16 protein-coding genes are annotated in these 23,366 nt (G+C 72.2%); 11 read left to right on the forward strand and 5 right to left on the reverse strand.

Annotated elements, in window-relative coordinates:
• Positions 1–157: 157 nt before the first annotated feature.
• The 3 genes from ACFY3L_RS07685 to ACFY3L_RS07695 are packed head-to-tail and all read left to right on the forward strand — an operon-like array spanning position 158 to position 2,817.
• The gene (locus ACFY3L_RS07685; RefSeq protein ID WP_389319779.1) at positions 158–1,390 is read left to right on the forward strand and encodes a methyltransferase domain-containing protein; all 1,233 of its coding nucleotides are present in this window, start codon (positions 158–160) and stop codon (positions 1,388–1,390) included.
• A 6-nt stretch (positions 1,391–1,396) separates the two neighbouring features.
• Complete coding sequence (locus tag ACFY3L_RS07690) at positions 1,397–2,191, forward strand: glucose-1-phosphate cytidylyltransferase (protein WP_389319782.1); 795 nt, start codon at positions 1,397–1,399, stop codon at positions 2,189–2,191.
• The gene (locus ACFY3L_RS07695) at positions 2,161–2,817 is read left to right on the forward strand and encodes a PIG-L deacetylase family protein (RefSeq protein WP_389319785.1); all 657 of its coding nucleotides are present in this window, start codon (positions 2,161–2,163) and stop codon (positions 2,815–2,817) included. Before ACFY3L_RS07690 ends, ACFY3L_RS07695 begins: the two co-directional genes overlap by 31 nt.
• On the opposite strand, the gene ACFY3L_RS07700 is transcribed toward ACFY3L_RS07695, so the two are convergent.
• The 5 genes from ACFY3L_RS07700 to mce form a co-directional block, all read right to left on the reverse strand.
• Entirely contained in the window at positions 2,814–4,100 is a 1,287-nt protein-coding gene (locus ACFY3L_RS07700; protein ID WP_389319788.1) for a hypothetical protein, read from the reverse strand. The genes ACFY3L_RS07695 and ACFY3L_RS07700 overlap by 4 nt on opposite strands.
• 198 nt (positions 4,101–4,298) lie before the next feature.
• Positions 4,299–6,734, reverse strand: coding sequence for a hypothetical protein (locus ACFY3L_RS07705; protein WP_389319791.1), 2,436 nt, complete (start codon positions 6,732–6,734; stop codon positions 4,299–4,301).
• Positions 6,735–6,855: 121 nt separating this feature from the next.
• Positions 6,856–8,103 carry a cell division protein DivIVA gene (locus ACFY3L_RS07710; protein ID WP_389319794.1) on the reverse strand — a complete coding sequence of 416 codons (1,248 nt, stop codon included), beginning with the start codon at positions 8,101–8,103 and terminating at the stop codon, positions 6,856–6,858.
• 579 nt (positions 8,104–8,682) lie between these two features.
• Positions 8,683–10,032 (reverse strand): crotonyl-CoA carboxylase/reductase, encoded by a 1,350-nt coding sequence (gene ccrA / locus ACFY3L_RS07715; protein ID WP_389319797.1) that lies wholly within the window; start codon positions 10,030–10,032, stop codon positions 8,683–8,685.
• A gap of 156 nt (positions 10,033–10,188) precedes the next feature.
• Positions 10,189–10,665: a methylmalonyl-CoA epimerase gene (mce, locus tag ACFY3L_RS07720; protein ID WP_389319800.1), complete on the reverse strand. Its 477-nt coding sequence runs from the start codon at positions 10,663–10,665 to the stop codon at positions 10,189–10,191.
• Between the two features lie 73 nt (positions 10,666–10,738).
• Here mce and ACFY3L_RS07725 point away from each other — a divergent pair, with 73 nt between their 5' ends.
• The 8 genes from ACFY3L_RS07725 (at position 10,739) to ACFY3L_RS07760 (ending at position 23,304) form a co-directional block, all read left to right on the forward strand.
• Positions 10,739–11,926, forward strand: a complete 1,188-nt coding sequence (locus tag ACFY3L_RS07725; RefSeq protein ID WP_389319803.1) for an acetyl-CoA C-acetyltransferase — start codon at positions 10,739–10,741, stop codon at positions 11,924–11,926.
• Positions 11,927–12,170: 244 nt separating this feature from the next.
• The gene (gene meaB / locus ACFY3L_RS07730) at positions 12,171–13,148 is read left to right on the forward strand and encodes a methylmalonyl Co-A mutase-associated GTPase MeaB (protein WP_389319806.1); all 978 of its coding nucleotides are present in this window, start codon (positions 12,171–12,173) and stop codon (positions 13,146–13,148) included.
• Positions 13,149–13,193: 45 nt separating this feature from the next.
• Complete coding sequence (locus tag ACFY3L_RS07735; RefSeq protein WP_389319809.1) at positions 13,194–16,217, forward strand: FtsX-like permease family protein; 3,024 nt, start codon at positions 13,194–13,196, stop codon at positions 16,215–16,217.
• Positions 16,214–17,101, forward strand: coding sequence for an ABC transporter ATP-binding protein (locus ACFY3L_RS07740; RefSeq protein ID WP_389319812.1), 888 nt, complete (start codon positions 16,214–16,216; stop codon positions 17,099–17,101). The genes ACFY3L_RS07735 and ACFY3L_RS07740 overlap by 4 nt, the downstream gene beginning before the upstream one ends.
• A complete protein-coding gene (locus tag ACFY3L_RS07745; RefSeq protein WP_389319816.1) occupies positions 17,098–17,748 on the forward strand; it encodes an ATP-binding cassette domain-containing protein in 651 nt (216 codons plus the stop codon). Before ACFY3L_RS07740 ends, ACFY3L_RS07745 begins: the two co-directional genes overlap by 4 nt.
• A gap of 69 nt (positions 17,749–17,817) precedes the next feature.
• Entirely contained in the window at positions 17,818–18,462 is a 645-nt protein-coding gene (locus tag ACFY3L_RS07750; RefSeq protein ID WP_389319818.1) for an Asp23/Gls24 family envelope stress response protein, read from the forward strand.
• A gap of 116 nt (positions 18,463–18,578) precedes the next feature.
• Complete coding sequence (locus ACFY3L_RS07755) at positions 18,579–20,252, forward strand: methylmalonyl-CoA mutase (RefSeq protein ID WP_389319820.1); 1,674 nt, start codon at positions 18,579–18,581, stop codon at positions 20,250–20,252.
• Between the two features lie 85 nt (positions 20,253–20,337).
• The gene (locus tag ACFY3L_RS07760; RefSeq protein WP_389319823.1) at positions 20,338–23,304 is read left to right on the forward strand and encodes an FtsX-like permease family protein; all 2,967 of its coding nucleotides are present in this window, start codon (positions 20,338–20,340) and stop codon (positions 23,302–23,304) included.
• Positions 23,305–23,366: the final 62 nt, after the last annotated feature.

Genomic DNA, 23,366 nt, shown 5'->3' on the forward strand with positions numbered 1-23,366 from the left:
TCGGACTTCTTACTGTGACGTTGAACAGCAGTGTTCAACGACCGCTAGCTTCTTGGCTTGGATTCTGCCTTAGGCTAACGCGTCACATCCTGCTCCTGGCGTATCGCTTCGCCATGTACACAGGAGCCTAGCGCCAACGATTATTTTGGGGGGACGCATGCCCGTTGTCTCGTGCCGGCTCTGTGGTGCCGAGCTCACCGAGACGTTCGTCGACCTCGGTATGTCACCACTCTGTGAGAGCTACGTGCCCGCAGAGAAGGTCGACGCACCGGAGACGTTCTACCCGCTGCACGTGCGCACCTGCTCTGAGTGCCTGTTGGTGCAGCTCCCGGCCTACGTGGCGGGTGAGGAGATCTTCTCCGACTACCTCTACTTCTCCTCCTATTCCTCATCCTGGGTGGAGCACGCGCGGCAGTACTCCGTCGCTATGATCGAGAAGCTCAGCCTAACGGCCGACAGTCTGGTCGCCGAAGTGGCCAGCAATGACGGGTACCTTCTGCAGCATTTTGTGGCCGCGGGTATTCCAGTGATCGGCGTTGAGCCAGCCGCAAATGTCGCCGCGGTCGCCCGTGAAAAGGGGATCCGGACAGAGGTGTGCTTTCTCGGGCCGGAAACCGGCGAATCGGTCGCGGCGCAGTACGGCCGTGCGGATCTGGTTGCCGCAAATAACGTCTATGCACATATTCCGGACATTATTGGTTTCAGTCAGGGACTCGCCAATTTGGTCAAACCGGACGGATTGGTCACGCTGGAGTTCCCGCACCTGCTGCGCCTGATCGAGCGCCGGCAGTTCGACACGATCTACCACGAGCACTACCAGTACCTGTCCCTGCTCACCGCGTCGCGGGCGCTCGCCAAGGGCGGCCTCACCGTCGTCGACGTGGAGGAGCTGTCGACCCACGGCGGGTCGCTGCGCGTGCACGCTCAGCGAAGTGAAACAGCGGGTGAACCTTCGGTGGCCGTCAAGGCCGTCCTCGACGCCGAGGCCGCGGCCGGTCTGCACACCTTCGAGGGGCACAAGGGCTTCGCCGGCGAGGTCTTCACCATCAAGCGCGACCTGCTCGACTTCCTCATGAAGGCGCGCTCCGAGGGCAAGCGGGTCGTCGGCTACGGCGCCCCGGGCAAGGGCAACACCCTGCTCAACCACTGCGGCATCCGCGAGGACCTGCTCGAGTACACGGTCGACCGGTCACCGCACAAGCAGGGCATGTTCCTGCCGGGCACGCACATCCCGATCCACGCGCCGGAGCGCATCGCCGCCGACCGGCCCGACTACGTCCTGGTCCTGCCGTGGAACCTGCGCACCGAGATCAGCGCGCAGCTGTCGTACGTGCGCGACTGGGGCGGCAAGCTCGTCTACCCGATCCCGGCTCTCGACGTTGAGGGGTAGTTTGTCGTGAAGGTCGTCCTGTTCTGCGGTGGTCTCGGCATGCGGATGCGCGAGGGCACGAGCAACGTCCCGAAGCCGATGGCGATGATCGGCGACCGGCCGCTGCTGTGGCACGTCATGCGCTACTACGCCCACTTCGGGCACACCGACTTCGTGCTCGCCCTCGGCTACGGCGCCGCCGTGGTCAAGGACTACTTCCTGCACTACGACGAGACGCTGTCCAACGACTTCACCCTCGCCGCCGGCACCAGCGAGGTGCAGCTCTTCTCGACGGACATCACCGACTGGAACATCACGTTCATCGACACGGGGCTCAAGGCCACGATCGGCGAGCGGCTCATGCGCGTGCGCAAGTACGTCGAGGACGAGCCGATGTTCCTGGCCAACTACGCCGACACGCTGACCGACGCGCCGCTGCCGGAGATGGTGGAGCGTTTCCGGGCATCCACGGCGGCGGTCAGCATGCTCGCCGTGCCGCCGGTCTCCACGCACCACATCCTGGAGATGTCCGACGACGGGTCGGTGTCGCGGGTCCGGGACTTCCGCGACCTGATGACCTGGGAGAACGGCGGCTACTTCATCATGCGGCCGGAGATCTTCGACGTCCTGCGCGACGGCGAGGACATGGTGCCGCACGCGTTCGACCGGCTCATCCCGGACCGGAAGCTGCTCGCCCAGCAGTACGACGGGTTCTGGCGCGCGGTCGACACGTTCAAGGACCGGGCGGAGATGGAAGAGGCCTACAACCACGGCAACTGCCCGTGGATGCTGTGGGACGCGTCCCGCCGCCCGTCCGCATGATCGGCTTCTCGCTCGCCGGTGTGCGGTCCGTCGTCGCCCTGGGTGCCCACCCGGACGACATCGAGATCGCCGCCGGCGGGCTGCTGCTGTCCCTGCCCGCGGGCGTGCGGGTCGAATACGTCCTGGCCACCGGGGTGCCGGCCCGCCAGGACGAGGCCCGTTCAGCGGCCTCGGCCTTCCTGGCGCATGGGTCGGTCTCCTTCCATCTGCACGATCTGCCCGACGGGCGGCTGCCCGCGCACTGGGACGCGGCGAAGGAGATCGTCGAGGCCGCGGCCCGGCTCGGCGCCCCGGATCTGGTCCTGGCGCCGTCGACCGACGACGCGCACCAGGACCACCGGCTGCTCGGCTCGCTCGCCTCGACCGCCTTCCGGGACTCGCTGGTGATGCACTACGAGATCCCGAAGTGGGACGGTGACCTGTCCCGGCGCAACGTGTACGTGCCGCTCACCGTCGAGCAGGGCCGCCGCAAGGTCGACCTGCTGCACGAGCACTTCCCGTCGCAGAAGGCCCGCGACTGGTGGGACGACGAGGTGTTCCTCGGCCTCGCCCGCATCCGCGGGATGGAGTGCCGGTCGCACTACGCCGAGGCGTACACCGTGTCCAAGGCGGTCGTGACCTTCTAGGGCCCGTGCGTGACGGGCTTGCCGCCGTCGAGGTAGACGTTGCTGGCCTCCCAGGTGACGCCTGGGAGGTCCTCGTTGGAGGCGGGGCCGTAGCGGCTGTTCTGCACGAACACGTTGTTGCGGAACACGACCTTCTCGGTCTTCGTGTCCGGCCGCAGGTTCACCGTGTAGTTGCCCCCGCTGAACAGGTTGTTCTCCACCAGCAGGTCGCTCAGCTTCGGGGCGGTCTCCGAGCCGAGCTGGAAGCCCGCGTTGAACGGGTCGTTGGTGGCCGGGTTGAACGCCTCGAGCGTGTTGTGCCGCACGATCATGCCGGTGCCGCCGGTCGTTTGCAGGATGTCCTGGTGGTCCTTCTCGTCGGTGAAGACCAGGCCGTGGATCCAGCTGTCCTCGATCACCGCGCCGTCGGACACCCGGGGGCCCTCGTTGAGGGTGTGCATGTTGACGCGGCGCAGCGTGTAGTGGCCGAAGCCGACCCCGAGCCCTTCGCCGTCACCGGTGATCTCGCTGTCCTCGACGAGGAGGCTCGCATCGGTCACGAGCTCGTCGAACACCCGGATGATCATGCCGCCCTTGTTCTTGCAGTTGATCTTCGACCGCTTGATCGTGACGTTCTTCGCCTTGATCTCGACGCAGTCGGTGAGGATCTTCCCGTCGATGACGGTGTTCTCCTGCGTGATCGAGTACGGGCCCGTGTACGGCGTGAGCGTCGTCCCCGCCGGCACGCCCGTGTTGTCGGGGCCGGGCCAGGGTTTCGCGGCCGCGACCGGCCCGGCGACGAGCCCCTTGCCGGTGGTGGGGTGCTTCTTGCCCTGCTCCGTGAAGGCGTAGCTCGCCTTGTACGGATGGTCGTCGACCGTCGAGTCGGTGACCGTGGCCGGGGCGCCGGCGTAGTGCTGGAAGCCGATCGCGCAGCCGTGCACCTTGACCTTCGTGGCCGTGTAGCCACCGTTGCCGACGCCGACCATGTCCTTGCCGTCGCAGAACACCTCGGTGTTCTCCACGACGGTGCCGCTCACGCCCGGGAAGACCCGGATCGCCGCCGTGCCCCGGTGCCGCACGGTCGTGTTGACCACTTTGACGTTGTTGGCCTTGATGTGCAGCGCCGTGGTGAGCTGCTTGCCGTCGACGACGGCGCCGTCGGTGCTGATGACGGTGGCCTTCTCGTCGACGCTGCTCGACTGGCTCTCCGAGCCGCCGCTCGTGTACTGCGCGGCCGCGATCCCGCCCGCCGCGACCACCACGACGATGGCGGCACCGATCGCCACCGCGCGGGCGGACACGCGTGGCTTCGGGGGTGGAACGGAGTGGCGTCCGGGGCGTTGCACCTGCTCCGTACTGCTCACGCTCTTTCCCCTTAGTGACTAGGTGCGGTGACTAGGCGCGCAGACCCGCGGACGATACGTGATTCGTCATCGCGTCCTCAACTCGAGTGTCGGCTTTCCGCACCTGACGCACGGGCTGTTTCGCCAGTTCGGTCCTTACTCGGCCGCCACCTTCACCTTGCCGTTGCCGTTCGGTGCCGGTGCCGGTGCCGCCGCTTCGAGGCGGGCGGCCTCGCGGATCGCTTCGGCGGCCTGCTCGGCCTCGGCGATGATCTGAGCGGCCCGCTCGGCGGCCTCGGTGCCGGCGGACGTGGCAAGCTGGTCGATCTCCTCGGCCCGCCGCTGCGCGGCCTCGACCCGCTCCTCGGCGAGCTTCGCTTGCTCCTCGGCCTGCTTGGCCTTCTCGCCGGCCTGCTTCGCCTGCTGCTGGGCCTGCTTCGCCTTCTCGCCGGCCGCCTTGGCCTTCTCGTCAGCCTGCTTCGCCTTCTCTTCGGCCTGCTTCGCCTTGTCGGTGGCCTGCAGCGCCTGCTCGCTCAGCTTCTCGGCGTCGGCGGTCTGCTGCCGCAGCTCTGCCAGGCGGGCCTCGGCGGCCGCGACCTGGGTGGTCAGCTCGGTCTCCTGGGCCCGCAGCCCGGCCAGCTCGCCGCTGAGCGCCGTCTCGGCCTGGGCGACCTTGCTGGTGAGCTCCGTCTCCTGCTCGCGCAGGTCGGCGAGGCGCGCCTCGGCGTCGGCGACCTCCTGAAGGCGCTCGCGGGCGGCGGCCTCCTGCGCCTTGGCCTCGGCCAGCCGGGCCTCCGCCGCGGTGAGCTCCGCGGTGACGGCCTCCAGCTCGGCCTTCGCGGTGGCCGCCTGCTTCGCGGTGGCCTCCGCCTCCGCCTTCGCCGTGGCCTGGGCCTTGGCGGTGGCCTCGGCGCCGGCCTTCGCGGCGGCGTCGGCCTTGGCGATCGCCTCCGCCTCGGCCTTCGTCGCGGCGTCAGCCTTGGTCGCGGCCTCGGCCTGGGCGGCGGTCACCACGGCCGCGGCCTCGGCGCGCAGCGCCTCGGCCTCGGTCCGCGCCGACGCGCGCAGCGTCTCGGCCTCGGCCTCCGCCGTGGTCCGCAGCGTCTCGGCCTCCGTGTTCGCGGCGGCGCGGAGCTGGTCCGCCTCCGCCGCCGCGGCGGTGGCGAGCGTCGCGGCCTCGGTCTTCGCGGCGGCCAGCAGCTCGTCCGCCTCGGTCTCCGCCGTGGTCCGCAGCGCCTCGGCCTCCGTCTTGGCGGCGGCGCGGAGCTGGTCGGCCTCGGCCTTGGCCGCGGCGCGGGCCTCGGCGAGCTCACGCTCCGTCGTCGTGCGCAGCTCGGCGACCTCGGCGTCGTGGGTGGTGCGCAGGTCGCGCAGCTCCTGATCGAGCGCGGCGCGGGCCGCCTCCGCCCGCTGCGCCGCGTCGGCGTCGGCCTTCCGGGCCGCCTCCTCGGTGCTCTTGCGGTGAGCCTCGGTCGCGACGGCGTGCGCCTCGGCGGCCGCGGCCTCGGCCTTCGACACGGCGGTGTCGGCGATCGCCTTCGCCTGCGCGGCGGCCTGCTCGGTGACGGCATTCGCGGCCTGCTCCGCCTGCGCTGCGACGGCGGCGGCCGTCTCCTGCGCCTGGGCGGTGACGGCCGCGGCGTGCTCCTCGGCCTGCGCGGCCACGGCGGCCGCGGCCTCCTGCGCCTTCGCCGCGACGGCGGCGGCGGCCTCCTGCGCCTGCGTGGTCAGCGCGGTCGCCTCCGCCTGCGCCTGCGCCGTGACCGCCGAAGCCTGCTCCTGGGCCTCGGCCGTGACCGCCGACGCCTGCTGCTGCGCCTGGGCGAGGATCGTGGCGGCCTGCTGCTCGGCCTGGGTCGTCACGGTCGCCGCGTGCTGCTGCGCGGCGGCGGCGTGCTGGTCGGCCTGGGCGCGGACCTGCGCCGAATGCTGCTCGGCCGACGCGCGCAGCGCCTGCAGCTCCTGCTCGGTCTGGAGGCGGGCCTGCTCGAGCTGGGCGGTGACCTCGGCGGTGATGCGCTGCGCCTCGGCGTGCGCGTGCGCGACGATCCGGTCGGCCTCGGCCCGCGAAGCGGCGGCCCGCTCCTCGATCGCCCGCGCCTCGGCCTCGAGGGCGGCGCGACGCTCCGTGACCGCCCGCTCCTCTTCCGCACGGCGGGCGGCGAGGGCGAGCTCGAAGTCCTCGTTGGCCTTGGCGGCCCGGCCGCGGGCGTCGGCGAGCAGCCGCTCGGCCTCGGCGCGCAGGCCCGCGATGTCCTGCACGGCATTGGCGCGGATCGACTCCGCCTGGTCCTCGGCGAGGCCCAGGATCTGCTCGACGCGGGGGCCCAGATGACGGAACGAGACCTCGCCCACATGGCCGCGCCGACGCAGGTCGGCGAGCTCCATCTGCAGCTCCTGGACCTGGGAGGCGAGCGCCTGGACCTGACTCCAGACCTCTTCGTTCTCCAGCTTCAGGGCATGGATCTCGTTCTCCGACTGGGTCCAGTACCTGTCGACCTGGCTGCGGTTGTACCCACGCAGTGCGGTCTCGAAGTCGGGCTCTGAAGAGACGCCGCCCGGGCCCGTGTCGAAGAGGTCGCGGTCTGACATGACACCCATCCTCACACGCAACGTCCCGCCACGCGCAATTACACACCGCGCATGACGGGACGTGCGATCGAACTCCCCGTTAATGATCGAGAAGCGGCCGGATCACCGCGTCCCGCGAGCGTCAGGCGGAGACCTTCTCGCCGTCTCCGGACTTGCCCTTCTTGGCGTCGGCCGGGCCGGCCTGCTGCGGCGGCTGGACCGTCGGCATGATCCCGGCGAGACCGGAGAGCATCTGGCCGAGCTGCGAGGTGACCGCGTCCTTCTGGCGGGTGAGGTCCTCGACCTCGCGCCGGGCCCGCTGCGTGGTCTCCTCGGCCTCGGCACGTGCCTCGCTGAGCTGGCGGTGCGCCTCGGCGCGGGCCTCGTTGACCGTCTTCTCGGCCAGGTTCTTGGCCTTGTCGAGGGTCTCGGCGGCGCTGCGCTCGGACTCGACCCGGCGCGCCTCGGCCCGCTGCTCGATCTCCTTCGCGCGGTCCTCGGCGGCCCGGGCGCGGCTCTCGGCCTCGTTGACGAGCTTCTGGGTCGCGGCGACCGCGGACTGGTGACGGGCCGACTCGTCGCGCTCCGCCTTCTCCTGCCGCTCGGCGATCTCCAGTGCGAGGGACTGCAGGTCCTTGTCGCGCTTGTCCCGCGCGTCGGTCAGCAGCTTCGTCGCCTCGGCGCGCTTCTCCTCCGCCTCGCGGGCGGCCTTGGCGCGCAGCTGGGTGATCTCCCGCTCGGCGGTGGCCCGCAGCGTCGCCACCTCACGCTCGACCGTCGCCTTCAGCTCGGCGACCTCGTGCGCCGTGGCCGTGCGCAGCTGCTTGGTCTCGCGCTCCGCGTCGGCCCGCAGCGTGTCGGCCTCGCGCCGGGCCTGCACCCGGACCTCGGCGGCCTCCCGCTCGGCGGCGGTGCGCAGGTTGCCCGCCTCGCGCTCAGCGGTCGCCTTCATGGCGGCGGACTCGGCCCGCGCCTTGTCGGTGATCTCGCGGGCCTCGAGACGCGCGGCGGAGATGATGCCCTCGGACTCCCGCTTGGCCTCGCCCCGGTGGTCGTTGGCCTGCTCCTCGGCGAGCCGCAGGATCTGCTCGACCCGCGTGCCCAGCCCCGACAGCGTCGGCCGGTTGTTCTCCTCCAGCTGCTTGTTGGTGTCGCTCAGCTTCTGCTCCATCGTGCCGAGCCGCTGCTCGGTCTGACGGATGCGCCGCTGGGACTCGGCGAGCCGGCTCTCGGCCTCTTCGCGAGCCTGGTTGGCCTGCTGGAGCTGCGCGTTGATCCGCTGCAGCTTGGCGTCGACCTGGGCACGGTCATAACCGCGCAGGACGACACTCAGCTCTTCGTGATCCGAGCCGTTCTGAAAGAAGTCAACCGAGGACTGCTGCTGGGGCATTGGCACATACTTGCAGACCACGGGGGGGCTTTCGCAAGGGTGCAACGGCACTCATCCGAGATGGTCACAAGGTCAACTTCACCGGGGCAGGACACGCCACGTTTTTGTCACGCTTTGTCGGCGTGTCGGGTGACCGTACGGCCAGGTCGCGGTCACCGGAAAGTGCGCCCGCCGGGACAATGCCCATACCGGCCCTCACCTCGGATGACACGCCCCCTCCACCGCCCGTCCCGCCGGGCGGGATCTCCTTGCTCACTGAACCCCTGCCGACCCTCGCCGCCGCCACTCGAAGACGTTGATCAATGCCCCGATTCGTGGCTTTCGTTCCATGGATCCCGTGTGATCCCCCACAGACGATCGCCGAATTGGCGCCACGTCACACAACGTCAATCCAGTGTCAATCCGGTGAGGGCGCACCTCGGGGCATTGGCCGGCGTCTGTCGCATCGGCGTCGCCGACGGCGGCACGGGGGAGGTGGCCGCGGCGGGAGGCCACGGCGCTGTGGCATCCCGTCGCGGGGTCTGGTGCGGCCGGCGGGGGAGGGTGATCGCCGCGGTGAGGGCGGCGGGTCGCGGCCGGCTACTGGTTGCGGAAGCGGTTGATGGCTGCCTCGTGCCTGGCGCGCAGTTCGGGGTCGCGGACGCCGAGGCCCTTGGTCGGGGCCAGGCACAGCACGCCGACCTTGCCCTGGTGCGCGTTGCGGTGCACGTCGTGCGCGGCCTGGCCGGTCTGGTCCAGGGCGTAGGTGCGCGACAGCGTCGGGTGGATCTTGCCGAGGGCGATGAGCCGGTTGGCCTCCCACGCCTCACGGTAGTTGGCGAAGTGGCTGCCGATGATGCGTTTGAGGTTCATCCAGAGGTACCGGTTGTCGTACTGGTGCAGGAAGCCGGACGTCGACGCGCAGGTGACGATGGTGCCGCCGCGCTTGGCGACGTAGACGCTGGCGCCGAAGGTCTCGCGGCCGGGGTGCTCGAACACGATGTCCGGGTCGTCGCCGCCGGTCAGGGCGCGGATCTCCGCCCCGAAGCGGCGCCACTCGGCGGTGTCCTGCGTGTGCTCGTCCTTCCAGAAGGTGAACGACGAGCGGTCGATCACCAGCTCCGCGCCCATGGCCCGGCACAGGTCGGCCTTCTGCGGGCTGGACACGACGCAGACAGGGGTCGCGCCGCCGTTGAGGGCGAACTGCGTCGCGTAGGAGCCGAGGCCGCCGGACGCGCCCCAGATGAGGACCGTGTCGCCCTGCTTCATCTGCGCGCCGTGGTGGGAGACGAGCTGCCGGTACGCGGTGGAGTTGACCAGCCCGGGGCAGGCCGCCTCCTCCCACGACAGGTGGGCGGGCTTCGGCATGAGCTGGTTGGCCTTGACCAGGGCCAGCTCGGCGAGGCCGCCGAAGTTGGTCTCGAAGCCCCAGATCCGCTGCTGCGGGTCGAGCATCGTGTCGTCGTGCCCGGCGGCGTCCTCCAGCTCGACGCTGAGGCAGTGCGCGACCACCTCGTCGCCGGGCTTCCACTTGCTCACCCCCGGGCCGACCTTCAGGACCACGCCGGCCGCGTCCGAGCCGACGACGTGGTAGGGCAGGTCGTGGCGCTTCGAGAGGTCATTGAGCCGGCCGTACCGCTGGAGGAAGCCGAACGTCGAGACGGGCTCGAAGATCGAGGTCCAGACGGTGTTGTAGTTGACGGCGCTGCCCATCACGGCGATCAGGGCCTCGCCCGGACCGACCTCGGGGGTGGGGACCTCCTGCACGTGCAGGGACTTGCGGGGGTCCTTGTCGCGCGTGGCGAGGCCTTCGAACATGTCGGTCTCGTCGGCGCGGACGACCACGCCACGGTACGACGAGGGCACCGGCAGCCCGGCCACGGCGCGGAGCTCGGCCGCGGGGTCCGCCGCCCGCTCCGCCTGCATGATCGCGTCGAGGATCTGCTGCACCGCTGGCTCCTAACGTCCGGAATTTCGCAACTAGCGTGGGACCCCGGAAAGCGGGGTGCCTATGGGGATCGGCAACACATCTCGATGCCCTGAGGCGGACGTTACTGAACGGTAGCTAAATCGGGAACCGGCCTGTGAAGAAGTCCACTGGCCGCCTCAGAAGTGGTTGCTCGAAGCTGCTCGGAACGGCTCCACCAGCTCCACAAGTACGCCTCCGGCGTCTTTTGGATGCACGAAGTTGATGCGCGAATCGGAGGTGCCGCGGCGGGGCGTCTCGTACAGCAGCCGGACGCCACGGGACCGCAGCTCGGCGCATGTCGCATCGATGTCGCTCACCGTGTAGGCGAGCTGCTGCATGCCCGGGCCGCTGCGGTCCAGGAACTTCGCGATCGTCGAGGCCGGGCTCAGCGGCGCGAGCAGCTGCAGGCAGCCGCCCTCGGTGGTGGGCCCGACCGACAGCATCGCCTCGCGCACCCCCTGCTCCTCATTCGTCTCCTCATGCACGCAACGCATGCCAAACACGCGCGCGTAGAACTCGATCGCCTCGTCGAGATCCGCGACGGCGATACCGACGTGATCGATGCGGAGAATGCCGACGGGTGAGATATCCAACTGCGGGTGCGAGGTCGTCATGGCGATAGTCTGAACCCTAGTAATCGTTCAGTCGCGACGGTGCGATGTGGAACATCTCTCGAAAGGCCTCACGATGACTCAAGCGGTGATCGTCAGCGGCGCCCGCACGCCGATGGGGCGGCTGCTCGGCGCCCTCAAAGACTTTCCCGCCACCAGGCTCGGGGCGGTCGCCATCAAGGCGGCGCTCGAGCGTTCGGGCGTGGCGCCCGAGCAGGTGCAGTACGTGATCATGGGCCAGGTGCTGACCGCCGGCGCCGGCCAGATGCCCGCCCGGCAGGCCGCGGTCGAGGCCGGCATCCCGATGTCGGTGCCCGCCCTGTCCATCAACAAGGTCTGCCTCTCCGGCCTCGACGCTATCGCCCTGGCCGATCAGCTCATCCGGGCCGGCGAGTTCGACATCGTGGTCGCCGGCGGCATGGAGTCGATGACCAACGCCCCGCACCTGCTCACCGGTCAGCGTCAAGGCTACAAGTACGGCGACGTCGTCATCCGCGACCACATGGCCCACGACGGCCTCACCGACGCCTGGGACCAGGTGTCGATGGGCGAGTCGACCGAGCGGCACGTGGCCCGGCTCGGCATCACCCGCGAGGCGCAGGACGCGTTCGGCGCGGCGAGCCACCAGCGGGCCGCCGCCGCGCAGAAGGAGGGGCGCTTCGCCGAGGAGATCGTGCCGGTGGAGATCCCGCAGAAGAAGGGCGACCCGCTGCTGGTCACCGACGACGAGCAGATCCGGCCCGAGACCACGGTCGAGACGCTCGCGAAGCTGCGGCCCGCGTTCAGCAAGGACGGCACCATCACCGCCGCGACGTCCTCGCCGATCTCCGACGGGGCCTGCGCGGTCGTCGTCATGAGCAAGGCGAAGGCGGAGGAGCTCGGGCTGACCTGGCTCGCCGAGATCGGCGCGCACGGCAACGTCGCGGGCCCCGACAACTCGCTGACCAGCCAGCCGTCCAACGCGATCAAGCACGCGCTCGGCAAGGCCGGCCTGACCACCGCCGACCTCGACCTCGTGGAGATCAACGAGGCGTTCGCCGCGGTCGGCGTGCAGTCGACCGCCGACCTGGGCGTCGACCCCGCGATCGTCAACGTCAACGGCGGAGCGATCGCGCTCGGCCACCCGATCGGCATGTCCGGCGCCAGGCTCGCCCTGACCCTCGCGCTGGAGCTGCGCCGCCGCGGCGGCGGGCTCGGCGCCGCGGCCCTGTGCGGCGGCGGCGGCCAGGGCGACGCGCTCCTGCTCCGCGTCCCCAAGCAGTGACCCGGCAGCGGCCCGGAGGAGCGGTCACGGCGGCTGGTCGAGCGCTCGGGACGGCGATCACCGGCCGCGGGCCGTCGCGAACGGTGATCACCGGCCGCCGCCCGGCATACCGAGCGGTGCTCGGGGCGGACGGTCGGCTCGGTCGAGGGGGAGGAACGGGGGTCACCCCCGGGCGCGGAGCGCCTGGACCGGCGATCATGCCGTACATGAGCGAACAACGCGGCAAGGGCAAGGAACCACAGCGGTGAGCGTCCGGCGATCGCGGGACGTGCCGGACCTGGTGGCGAAGGCGCGGGAGGGCGACCCCCGCGCCGTCGCCCGTCTGGTGTCGCTGGTGGAGGACGGTGACGAGCTGCTGCCGCAGGTGGCCGCCGCCCTCGCGCCGCACGCCGGCGACGCCCACGTCGTGGGGCTGACCGGCTCGCCCGGCGTCGGCAAGTCCACCACCACCAACGAGCTGGTCCGCGCGTTCCGCAAGCAGGACAGGCGGGTGGGTGTGCTCGCGGTCGACCCGTCCAGCCCGTTCACCGGCGGGGCGATCCTCGGCGACCGCGTCCGGATGCAGGACCACGCCACCGACCCGGGCGTCTACATCCGCTCGATGTCCAGCCGCGGGCACCTCGGCGGGCTGTCGGCGGCGACACCGCAGGCGGTGCGGGTGCTCGACGGCGCCGGCTGCGACCCGGTCGTCGTGGAGACCGTCGGCGTCGGTCAGGCCGAGGTGGAGATCGCCGGTCTCGCCGACACGACGCTGGTCCTGCTCGCCCCGGGCATGGGCGACTCGATCCAGGCGGCGAAGGCCGGCGTGCTGGAGATCGCCGACATCTTCGTGGTCAACAAGGCGGACCGGGACGGCGCCGACGCCACGTACCGCGACATCCAGGGCATGATCGGGCTCGGCGAGCGCGCGCCCGGCCAGTGGCGGCCGCGGGTGCTGCGGGCCGTCGCGGCGCGGGCCGAGGGCATCGACGAGATCGTGGCGGCGATCACCGAGCACCGTGAGCACCTGCACGACACCGGCGAGCTGCGCCGGCGTCGCGAGCGGCGGGCCGCGGCCGAGATCGAGGCGATCGCGCTGGGGACGCTGCGTGCCCGGATGGAAGCCCTGCGGGACGGCGCCGTGCTCGCCGACCTGGCGAGGCGGGTGGCGGGTGGCGACCTGGATCCGCACACCGCCGCGAGCGAGCTGGTGACCATGACCGAACAGCGGAACGACCGCTAAGGTCTGCGGGTCAACCTTCAGCTCGACCAGCACAGGGGGCACATCTTGACGGCCTGGACCGTCATGCTGCGCGGCATCAGGTACCGGGCCGGCCGGTCGTTCGTGGTCTTCCTCCTCGCCACGACGGCGACCACGGCGGCCGTGCTCGCACCCGCGTACAGCCGTGCCGCGCAGCAGTCCGTGCTCACCGACGGCCTGTCCGCCGCGTCCACCGACGCGACCGGGCTGACCGCCGGGGCAAAGGGCACCGCAGACAGCGCCGCGTTCAAAGACCTCGCCGAGATCCGGCTGGCCATGAACACCGCGCTCGCCAAGGACCAACTGCTCGCCGACCGGCTCGACCTGCCGGTCGCGGCCATCGACACCGAGATCTCGTTCGGAGACACCGGCGCCAAGCTCGCGTACCGCGACAACGCCTGCTACCACCTGACGATCGACGGCGCCTGCCCGGACGACCCGGGCCAGATCGTGGTCAGCAAGCGCACCGCCACCGCCCGGGACCTGAAGACCGGGGACCACCTCACCGTCCACCTCGGGCCGTCGACCGGCGGGCGCGACAAGACGTTCACGATCAGCGGCCTCTACACCCCGACCGACGCCGACGCCGCGTACTGGGGCCGCACCTCCTACTTCAACGCCAGCGACAGCACGGCCGACGCCCTGTTCTCGATGACCGAGGACGACCTGCGGCTGGAGCGCACCGCGACGCTCGCGACCCGCCTGGAGTACCCGCTGCGCGCGGACCGGGTCAGGCTCGACGACGTCGCCGGGCTCCGCACCGGCATCCAGACCCTGGGTGACCGGCTGCGCGGCGAGGAGCTGGAGCTGACCACCGCCCTCCCGGCGGTCCTGCGCGACATCGACGCCGACCAGGCGAGCATCGGACGGACGGCGCCGGTCATCGCGGTGCCGCTGCTGCTGCTGTGCTGGTTCGTGCTGTTCCTGCTGGTGGCGTCGCTGACGGAGGAGCGCGCGCCGGAGATCGCCCTGGCGAAGCTGCGCGGCTACCCGTCCGGGCGGGCCACCAGGTTCGGCCTCGGCGAGGTGCTGCTGCTGATCGTCGCCGCGGTCCCCGCCGGGATCGTCGCCGGGCTGCTGCTCGTGCAGGTCGCCGCCGGGACGCTGCTGGCCGACGGGGTCGGGGTCGAGGTGCGCTGGCCGGTGTTCGCCGGTGCCGCTCTCGCCCTGGCCGCCGGCCTCGCCGCCGCGGTGCTCGCCGGGCGGCAGACCCTCGCCCGGCCGATCCTCGGCCTGCTGCGGCGCGTGCCGGAGCGGGGCGGCCGGCGGGCCGGCGTCGCGGACGGCGTCGTCGTCGCGCTCGCCGCGGCCAGCCTCGCCGCCGCCGCCAACGACCGCGGCTCGCCCCTGGCGCTGCTCGCGCCGCCGCTGCTCGCCGTCGTCGTCGGCGTCGCCGCGGCCCGGCTGCTCGGCCTGTGGTCGCAGGCGCGGCTGCGGATCGCCCGCCGCCGCGGCCGGATCGTGCCGCTGCTGTCGGCCGCGCAGCTGTCCCGCCGCCCCGGCGGCCGGCGGCTCGTCGTCGTGGTGACCGTGGCGGTGGCGCTGCTGACCTTCGCCGCGACCGCGTGGGACGCGGCCGGGCAGGCCCGCCGCGACACCGCCGACGACACCGTCGGCGCGCAGCGGGTCCTCACCGTCGCCGCCGACCACCCGTCGGCCCTGGAGGCGGCGGTGGACAGGGCCGACCCGGGCGGGCACTCGATGGCCGTCGTGCGGGCCAGCCAGCGCTTCGACAACGCCCCCGTCGAGCTGCTCGGGGTGCAGACCGGCCGGCTGGCGGACGTCGCGGTGTGGCGCGGGCACGCCCGCGCCGACGTCGGCGACATCGCCGCGCGGCTGCACCCGGACGTCGCCGCGCCGCTGCGGCTCGGCAAGGACGTCACCGCGGAGATCTCCGTCGACGCGCTGCCGGCCAAGCCGGCGCTGCGGGTCGCCGCGGTCGTCGCCGCACCCGGCCAGCCGCCCCGCACGATCGGGCTCGGCGGGCTGGGGAAGGGGACCCGTTCGTACCATGCGAGCCTCCCCGCCTGCGGCAACGGCTGCCGGCTCGTCGGCCTCGCGATCGGCCGCGCGGCCGGCGGCAGCGAGCCCTTCGCCGTCAGCGTCGTCGTCCGCGGCCTGAGCAGCGAGGGCGCTCCACTGGCGCCGGCCTTCGACCTCGCCGGCCGCTGGCGGGCCCGGCCGGGCGCCGCACAGGTCAGCGTCCGGACGGGCGCGGCGCTCGGCGTCGACGTCTCCGGCAGCGACCCCTCCGACGCCGTCGTCGAGCACGTCGACACCCCGGAGGCGCTGCCCGCCGTCCTCGCCGGTGGCGCGCCCACCGACGACGCGGCCGCGGCGACGTTCAAGCTGCCCGGCTTCTCCGACCAGCCGCAGCCGTTCACGGTCGCGGCGCGCGCCGGCAACCTGCCCAGGGCCGGCCGGCGCGGGGTGCTGTTCGACCTCGACTACGCGACGCGGATGGCCGAGCGTGGCGCGAGCCTCGCCGACAACGGGTCGCTGCGCTACGAGGTGTGGGCCGCCGCGGCCGCGCCCGCGGATCTCGACCGCCGGCTCGCGTCCGCCGGGGTGCAGGTCCTGCGGACGGAGACGATCGACGGGCAGCTGGAGCAGCTCGCCCGCCGCGCACCGGCGCTCGGGCTGTGGCTCTACCTGCTCGCCGGTGGGGTCGCGATCCTCCTCGCGATCGGTGTGGTGCTCCTGACCGCCTACGTCGGGGTCCGTGCCCGCCTCTACGAGCTCGCCGCGCTGCGGGCCGCCGGGGTGCGGTCGGGGCAGCTGCGCAGGGCGGTGTTCCGGGAGTACCGGGCGCTGCTCGGCGTCCCGCTCGTCGTCGGTCTCGGCGCCGGGCTGCTCGGCGCGATGGTGATGCTGCCGGGGATCCCGCTCGTGACCGTCGGGGTCGCGTCGCCGATCACCTGGGAGCTCGGGATGGGCGCCCTGCCCGTGGCCGTCGCCGCCATCGTCGCCGGTTTGGCGGCCGCGGTACTGATGGCGCTGCGCCTGATGAGCCGCGCTACGCCCGAACGACTGCGGGACGGTGCGGCATGACCGGGCTTGCGGTCACCTGCCGTGGGCTGGTCTACATCTACCGGCTGGAGGGCTACGACGTCGTGGCGTTGTCCGGGGTCGACCTCGACATCTCCGCCGGGGAGTCGGTCGCGCTGCTCGGGCCGTCCGGGTCGGGCAAGTCGACCCTGCTGTCGCTGCTCGCCGGCCTCCTGCCGCCGTCGGCGGGGCGGGTCAGCGTCGGCGAGCACGACCTCGCCCGCGCCACGCCCGCCGAGCTGCAGCAGCTGCGGGCCACCGACGTCGGCGTCGTGCTGCAGGGCGCGTCGCGCAACCTGCTGCCGTACCTGACCGCGGAGCAGAACGTGCGCTTCGCCCAGCGCGGGGTCCCCGGCGACCGGCGGCGGCTGTCACGCCCTTTCGGCAGCTCCCGGCAGTTGCCCGACCCCCGCGAGGTGCTCGCGATGGTCGGCCTCAGCGGGCGGGGACGCAACCGGCAGCGGCCGCAGCGACTCTCTCCTGGTGAGCGTCAACGGTTGGCGCTCGCCGTCGGGCTGGCCGCCCGGCCGGGACTGCTGCTCGCCGACGAGCCGACCAGCCAGCTCGACACCCACGCCCGCGACGAGGTGCTCCTCGCCCTGGACGCGGTCCGCCGGGCCGGCACGACCGTGGTCGTCGTGACGCACGACCCGGACGTCGGCCTGCGGATGGGCCGCACCGTCACGATCCGGGACGGGCGGGTCGGCGCCGAGGGACGTCGCGGAGAGGACTACGCGGTGGTCGGTCGCGACGGTACGGTGCACCTGCCGCAGGAGGTGCTGCGCATGCTGCCGCCCGGGACGCTGGTCGGGGTGGAGCCGCAGTCCGACGGCACGGTGCTGCTGGTGCCCGCCCGGTCTCACACGTTGTTGGAGGACATGCAGTGAAGACGTTGACGGTCGACGGTGTCACGGTCGCGTACGAGCGCGACCACCCCGTGCTGCGTGACGTGTCCGTGGTCGTCTCGCCCGGGCAGATCCTGGCCGTGACCGGGCCGTCCGGGGCCGGCAAGACGACGCTGTTGTGGGCGATGGCCGGGCTGCTGAAGCCCGCCAAGGGCGTGGTGGCCGTCGACAGCACGCCGCTGCGCGACCGCGACCACGCCGTGACCGAGAAGGTCGTGCTGATCCCGCAGGACAACGGCCTCGCCGCGATCCTCACTGCGCAGGAGAACATCCAGGTGGCGATGATCGCCGGCGGTGCGGCACCGGCCGACGCCCGGCGGGCGACCGTCGCGTCGCTGGAGCGCCTGGGCCTCGGCGGCCAGGCCGACCAGCTGGTCGAGGAGCTCTCCGGCGGCCAGCAGCAGCGCACCGCGATCGCCCGGGGCCTGGCCCTGCACGGCGCCGTGGTGCTCGCCGACGAGGTGACCAGCGAGCTGGACTCCACCAACCGGCAGAAGGTCATGGAGCTCCTGCAGGAGGAGGCCCGCCGCGGCGCGGCGGTCGTCTTCGCCACCCACGACCCGGAGGCCGCGGCCGCCTGCGACCGCGAGCTCCACCTCTCCGACGGGGTCGCCCAACTGGTCCGTTGAGCCCCTGCCCGCGTTCGCCGGGCGCGAGTACGCTCGCGCTCGGCCAGCAGACCCAGGGGAGGAGCAGCAATGACCGAGGTGACCGCGGGCATCCCCGCGCAGCGCGACGACGTGGACGATCCCGACATGACCGGCGACGCGCTCTCCGTCGAGCCGGCGGCTCCGGGGTCGGTGGCGGGCACCGCCGGCGAGCGGGTCAGCGCCTTCGCGTCCGACGCCGCCGACAAGGTCGGTGAGTTCGCCACGACGACCGCCGCCGCGTCCGGGCGGATCGCCTCGCACGTCGTCGACCGGCTGCGCAACACCGCCGAGCTCGCCGCCGAGCGGGGCACCACGACCATCGCCGACGAGGTGGTCGAGAAGATCGCCGGCATCGCTTCCCGTGAGGTCCCCGGCGTGTACGACCTGGGCGGCGACGTCGCCCGGGTCTTCGCCTCGGTCCGCGACCGCATCGGCCTCGGCGACGGCGAGGAGCGGGAGAACGGCAACCGCGGCGTGCACGTCCGCCTGGAGGGCCGCAGCGCCGCCGTGCGGGTCACCCTCGTGATCGAGTACGGCTTCGTGCTCTACTCCGTCGCCGAGAAGGTCCGCGCCAACGTCATCGGCGCGATCGAGAACCTGCTCGGACTCGAGGTCACCTCCGTCGACATCGTCGTGGACGACGTCCACGTGAGCGACACGCTGCCGGAGTCGGTGGCCGCCTCCGCAGCGTGACGTCGACATGAACGGAGGGTGGGAGTTGTCCCACCCTCCTTAGCGATCGTTCAGGGAGCGCATACCATCGACGGTGAGACGGACACCCCGATCACCCCGAGGAGCGCCGACACCCTATGGACGCCCACGACATCGCCGAGGGCCGCGCCCGCTGGCAGCGCCGCTACGACGAGGCCCGCAAGCGCGACGCCGACTTCACCACCCTGTCCGGGACCCGGGTCGACCCGGTCTACGGGCCGCCGGAGGGTGCCGACGTGCCCGGCTTCGAACGCATCGGCTGGCCCGGTGAATATCCGTACACGCGTGGGCTGCACCCCACCGGGTACCGGGGCCGCACCTGGACGATCCGGCAGTTCTCCGGCTTCGGCAACGCACAGCAGACCAACGCCCGCTACAAGATGCTGCTCGGCGCGGGCGGCGGCGGGCTCTCCGTCGCCTTCGACATGCCGACGCTGATGGGCCGCGACTCCGACGACCCGCAGTCGCTCGGCGAGGTCGGCCACTGCGGGGTCGCGATCGACTCCGCCGCCGACATGGACGTGCTCTTCGACGGCATCCCGCTCGCCGACGTCACCACCAGCATGACCATCTCCGGGCCGGCGGTGCCCGTCTTCTGCATGTACCTGGTGGCGGCCGAGCGGCAGGGCGCCGACCTCAGCGGGCTCGACGGCACCCTGCAGACCGACATCTTCAAGGAGTACATCGCGCAGAAGGAGTGGCTCTTCCCGCCCGAGCCGCACCTGCGCCTCATCGGCGACCTGATGGAGTTCTGCGGCAAGGAGATCCCGCGCTACAAGCCGCTGTCCGTCTCCGGCTACCACATCCGCGAGGCCGGCTCGACGGCCGCGCAGGAGCTGGCGTACACCCTCGCCGACGGCTTCGGGTACGTGGAGCTCGGCCAGTCCCGGGGGCTGGACGTCAACAGGTTCGCGCCCGGGCTGAGCTTCTTCTTCGACGCGCACATCGACTTCTTCGAGGAGATCGCGAAGTTCCGCGCGGCCCGGCGGATCTGGGCCCGCTGGCTGCGCGACGTGTATGGCGCCACCAGCGAGAAGGCCTTGTGGCTCAAGTTCCACACGCAGACGGCCGGCGTCTCGCTGACCGCCCAGCAGCCCTACAACAACGTCGTGCGCACGGCGGTCGAGGCGCTCAGCGCGGTCCTCGGCGGCACCCAGTCGCTGCACACCAACGCGCTCGACGAGACGCTGGCGCTGCCCACCGACGAGGCCGCGGAGATCGCCCTGCGCACCCAGCAGGTGCTGATGGAGGAGACCGGCGTCACCAACGTCGCCGACCCGCTCGGCGGCTCCTGGTATGTCGAGGCGCTGACCGACCGCATCGAGGCCGAGGCCGAGGCGATCTTCCAGCGCATCCGTGAGATGGGCGGCGACGGCACCATCACCGCCGGCATCCTGCGCGGCATCGAGGACGGCTGGTTCATGTCGGAGATCGCCGACAGCGCCTTCGTCTACCAGCAGGCCCTCGAGAAGGGCGACAAGCGGGTCGTCGGCGTCAACGTGCACACCGGCTCGCTGACCCGGGACCTGGACATCCTGCGGGTCTCGCACGAGGTCGAGATCGAGCAGAACAAGCTCCTCGGCGCCCGGCGGGCCGAGCGGGACAACGCCTTGGTGAAGCAGCGGCTCCAGGAGATGGTGGCGGCGGCCCGCACCGGCGGCAACATGATCCCGGCGATGCTGGACGCGTGCCGTGCCGAGGCGACCCTCGGCGAGATCTGTGGGGCGCTCAAGGACGAATGGGGCATCTACCGCGAGCCCGCGCGGTTCTGAGCTGGCAGTTACCTAATCGCAATGCAACCGGCCCCTCCCCCGGTTGGTCTTCATACGAACGACGTCGACCGACGGGGGAGGGGTCTTGCTGGCACTCGTGCTCGCAGCGTTGCGGGCCAGGCGGACGCAGGCGTTGACGTTGCTCCTGCTGAGCACGCTCGCCGCAGCCGCTGCGGCTGCCGCGCCCTGGTATGTCCTCGCGTCCACGGAGCGCATCGCGACCCGCCACGTCGAGTCGGCGCCGATCACCGAGCGGTCCCTCGAGACCATCGGTGAGGGCCAGATCGAGGGCGGCTCCGTCGCGGCGCACCTGGAGGCCAACGCGCGGCTGACGGAGTCGGTCGTGGAGCTGGGCGGGTTCACCACCTACACCGGGGCCTACCTGACGGGTTCGCTGCTCTCCGCCGTGCCGCAGGACGGCGGCAACGCCCTGGGCGTGAAGCGCGAGACCGACTCGCCGCTCACCCTGCGCACCGGTGCGTGCGACCGGGCCACCGTCGAGGGCCGGTGCGCCACCGGCGCGGGCGAGGTGATGCTCAGCTACCGCACCGCCCACTGGCTGGGCGCCAAGCCCGGCGACCAGGTCAGCTACGAGGCGACCGACATCCACGACCCGCAGCGGTTCACCGTCACCGGGATCTACCGGCCGATCGACCCGGCCGACCCGTTCTGGAGCAGCAACGCCCAGCTGATCGCGGTCGACCTGCCCGCCGGCGCGCCGCCGGAGATCACGGAGCCGGTCGACGACGCGGTCCTCGCCGGCGAGGCCGTGTTCGACAAGCTGCAGCCGGAGAAGATGCGCTTCATCGTCGACATGGTCGCCGAGCCGAAGCTCTTCGTCGAGAACACCCCGTCGGAGGTCCGCGCGTTCCTCGGCGCGGCGACGGTCAAGGCGGCCAACAACCGGCTCAGCATGTACACCGGCCTCCCCGCCACGGCCGACCGGGTCGAGCGGGACCGGCAGCTGCTCAGCCTCGGCGTCCCCGTCGGCGCGTTCCAGCTGCTCCTGCTCTGCTGGTTCGCGCTGTACCTGGCGGTCAAGTACACCGGCGAGGAGCGCCGTCCCGACGTCGGCCTGGTCAAGCTGCGTGGCGCCACCCGCGGCCGCACCTGGGCCCTCGTCGGCGGGCAGAGCGCGGTGCCGATGATCGCCGGGGCGCTGATCGGGCTGCCGTTGGGGTACCTGGTGGCCACCGCCGTCACCGGCGCGATCCAGGAGCCCGCGGTCGTCTCGCAGGCCGTGTCCCTGTCCGTCGGCGCGGTGGTGCTCGCCGTCGTCGGTGCGCTGCTGGCGGCGCTGCTCGCGGAGCGCCGTGCGCTCGGCTCGACGGTCGCCGAGCTGCTGCGCCAGGCCCCGGGCCGGGCCCGCGCGTGGCGGGACCTGTTCGACCTGGTGCTGGTCATCATCGCCGGGATCGCCGTGTACCAGGTGAAGCACCGCGCCTCCGGGGACGCCGCGGGGCTCGCGTTGCTGGCACCCGGCCTCGCCGCCCTCGCCTGCGCCCTGGTCGCGTCCCGCGCGATCACGGCGGTCGCCGGGCGGATGGTCGAGGGGGCGTTGCGGCACGGCCGCCCGGTCCGCGCGCTCACCGCCATCTACCTGGCGCGGCGGCCCGGCGTCCACCGGCTCGCCGCGCTCATGATCGTCACGGTGGCGCTGCTCGGCACCTCGTACATCACCTGGAGCGCGGGCGTCGAGGCCGGGCGCGACCGGGCCGAGCTGGAGGTCGGCGCCGACCGCGTGCTCATCGTCCGCGCCGAGAACCGGCTCGCCCTGCTCCGCGCGGTCCGTGCCGCAGACCCGTCCGGCAAGCAGGCGATGGCGGTCGTGCAGTCACTGCGCTCCGCCCAGGACCGGGTCCTGCTCGTGGACAGCCCGCGGCTGCCGGCCGTGGCGGCCTGGCGCCCCGAGTACGGGATGACCGCCGAGCAGGCCGCGGCCACCCTGCACCCGCAGGCACCCGACCCCGTCATGGTCACCGGCGGGGAGCTGACGTTCGACCTGGACGTGCTCATGACCGCGCCCGAGCGGGGCCGGACCCTCTTCTTCGAGGCCGTGCTCGCCGCCCCGGACGGCACCCGGCTGGTCGCCAGGGTCGGCCCGCTGGTCGAGGGCCCCGCGACGCTGAAGGCCCAGGTGCCCGCCTGCGCCAAGGCGCCGGGCTGCCGGCTGAGCTCGCTGGCGATCACCCAGAGCACCCTCGACCAGAAGGTGTTCTTCGCCGCGCGCCCCGGCATCGAGGTCACCGTCCGCGGGCTGTCGGCCGGCTCGGCCGTGCTCGGCAAGGAGGCCCTGACCGACCGGACCCGATGGCGCCTGGCCGTCTCGCCGGCGCCGCCCAACCTGATCGTCGCGCCGTCCGCCGCCGGGATGCTGCTGCGGGTGGCGCCGATCAGGCCCGGCCCGGCGACCGACCCCGGCGTCTACCCGATCGACACGCCGGCGCCGATCGCCAGCATCCGGGCCAAGAAGCTCCAGCAGCGCATCGCCGGCGACCAGCGGGTCACCTACGGCTCGGCGTCCATCTCCGAGCGGATCGCCGGCTCCGCGACCCGGCTGCCGCGCATCGGCGACCAGGGCGTGCTCGTCGACCTCGAATACGCCGACCGGCTCGGCGCCGACTTCGGCGCCGGCGAGTCGATGCAGGTCTGGCTCGCCCCCGGTGCGCCGAGCGACGTCGTGGGGCGGCTCGAGGCGCAGGGGCTGATCGTGCAGGGTGAGGAGTCGATCGACGGCACCGCCGCCCGCTACGCGTCCTTCGGCCCGCCGCTGACCCTGCAGTTCATGCTGCTGTCGGCCATCGTCGGGGTCGCGCTGGCGATCGGCTCGGCCTCCGTCGTCGCCGCGGTCGAGCGCCGGCCACGGGCCGCGGAGCTCAGCGCGCTGCGCACCCAGGGCGCGCCGGCCCGGGTCGTGCAGCGCGTCGCCGTCGAGGGCTACCTGATCCTCGTCGGCGTCTCCCTCCTCACCGGGGTGCTGCTCGTCGTGCTCATCCACACCTACATCGGTGACGTCCTGCCCTACTTCGCCGACGGATGGAGCGCGTCGTGAGCGGCCCGGAGCGCAGCGGAGTGGCTGCGAACCATGGGTGCAGTGCTTGGGTCAGGCCGGCG

It is taken from the genome of Dactylosporangium sp. NPDC000521 (genome assembly GCF_042898305.1).
Lineage (GTDB): Bacteria > Actinomycetota > Actinomycetes > Mycobacteriales > Micromonosporaceae > Dactylosporangium.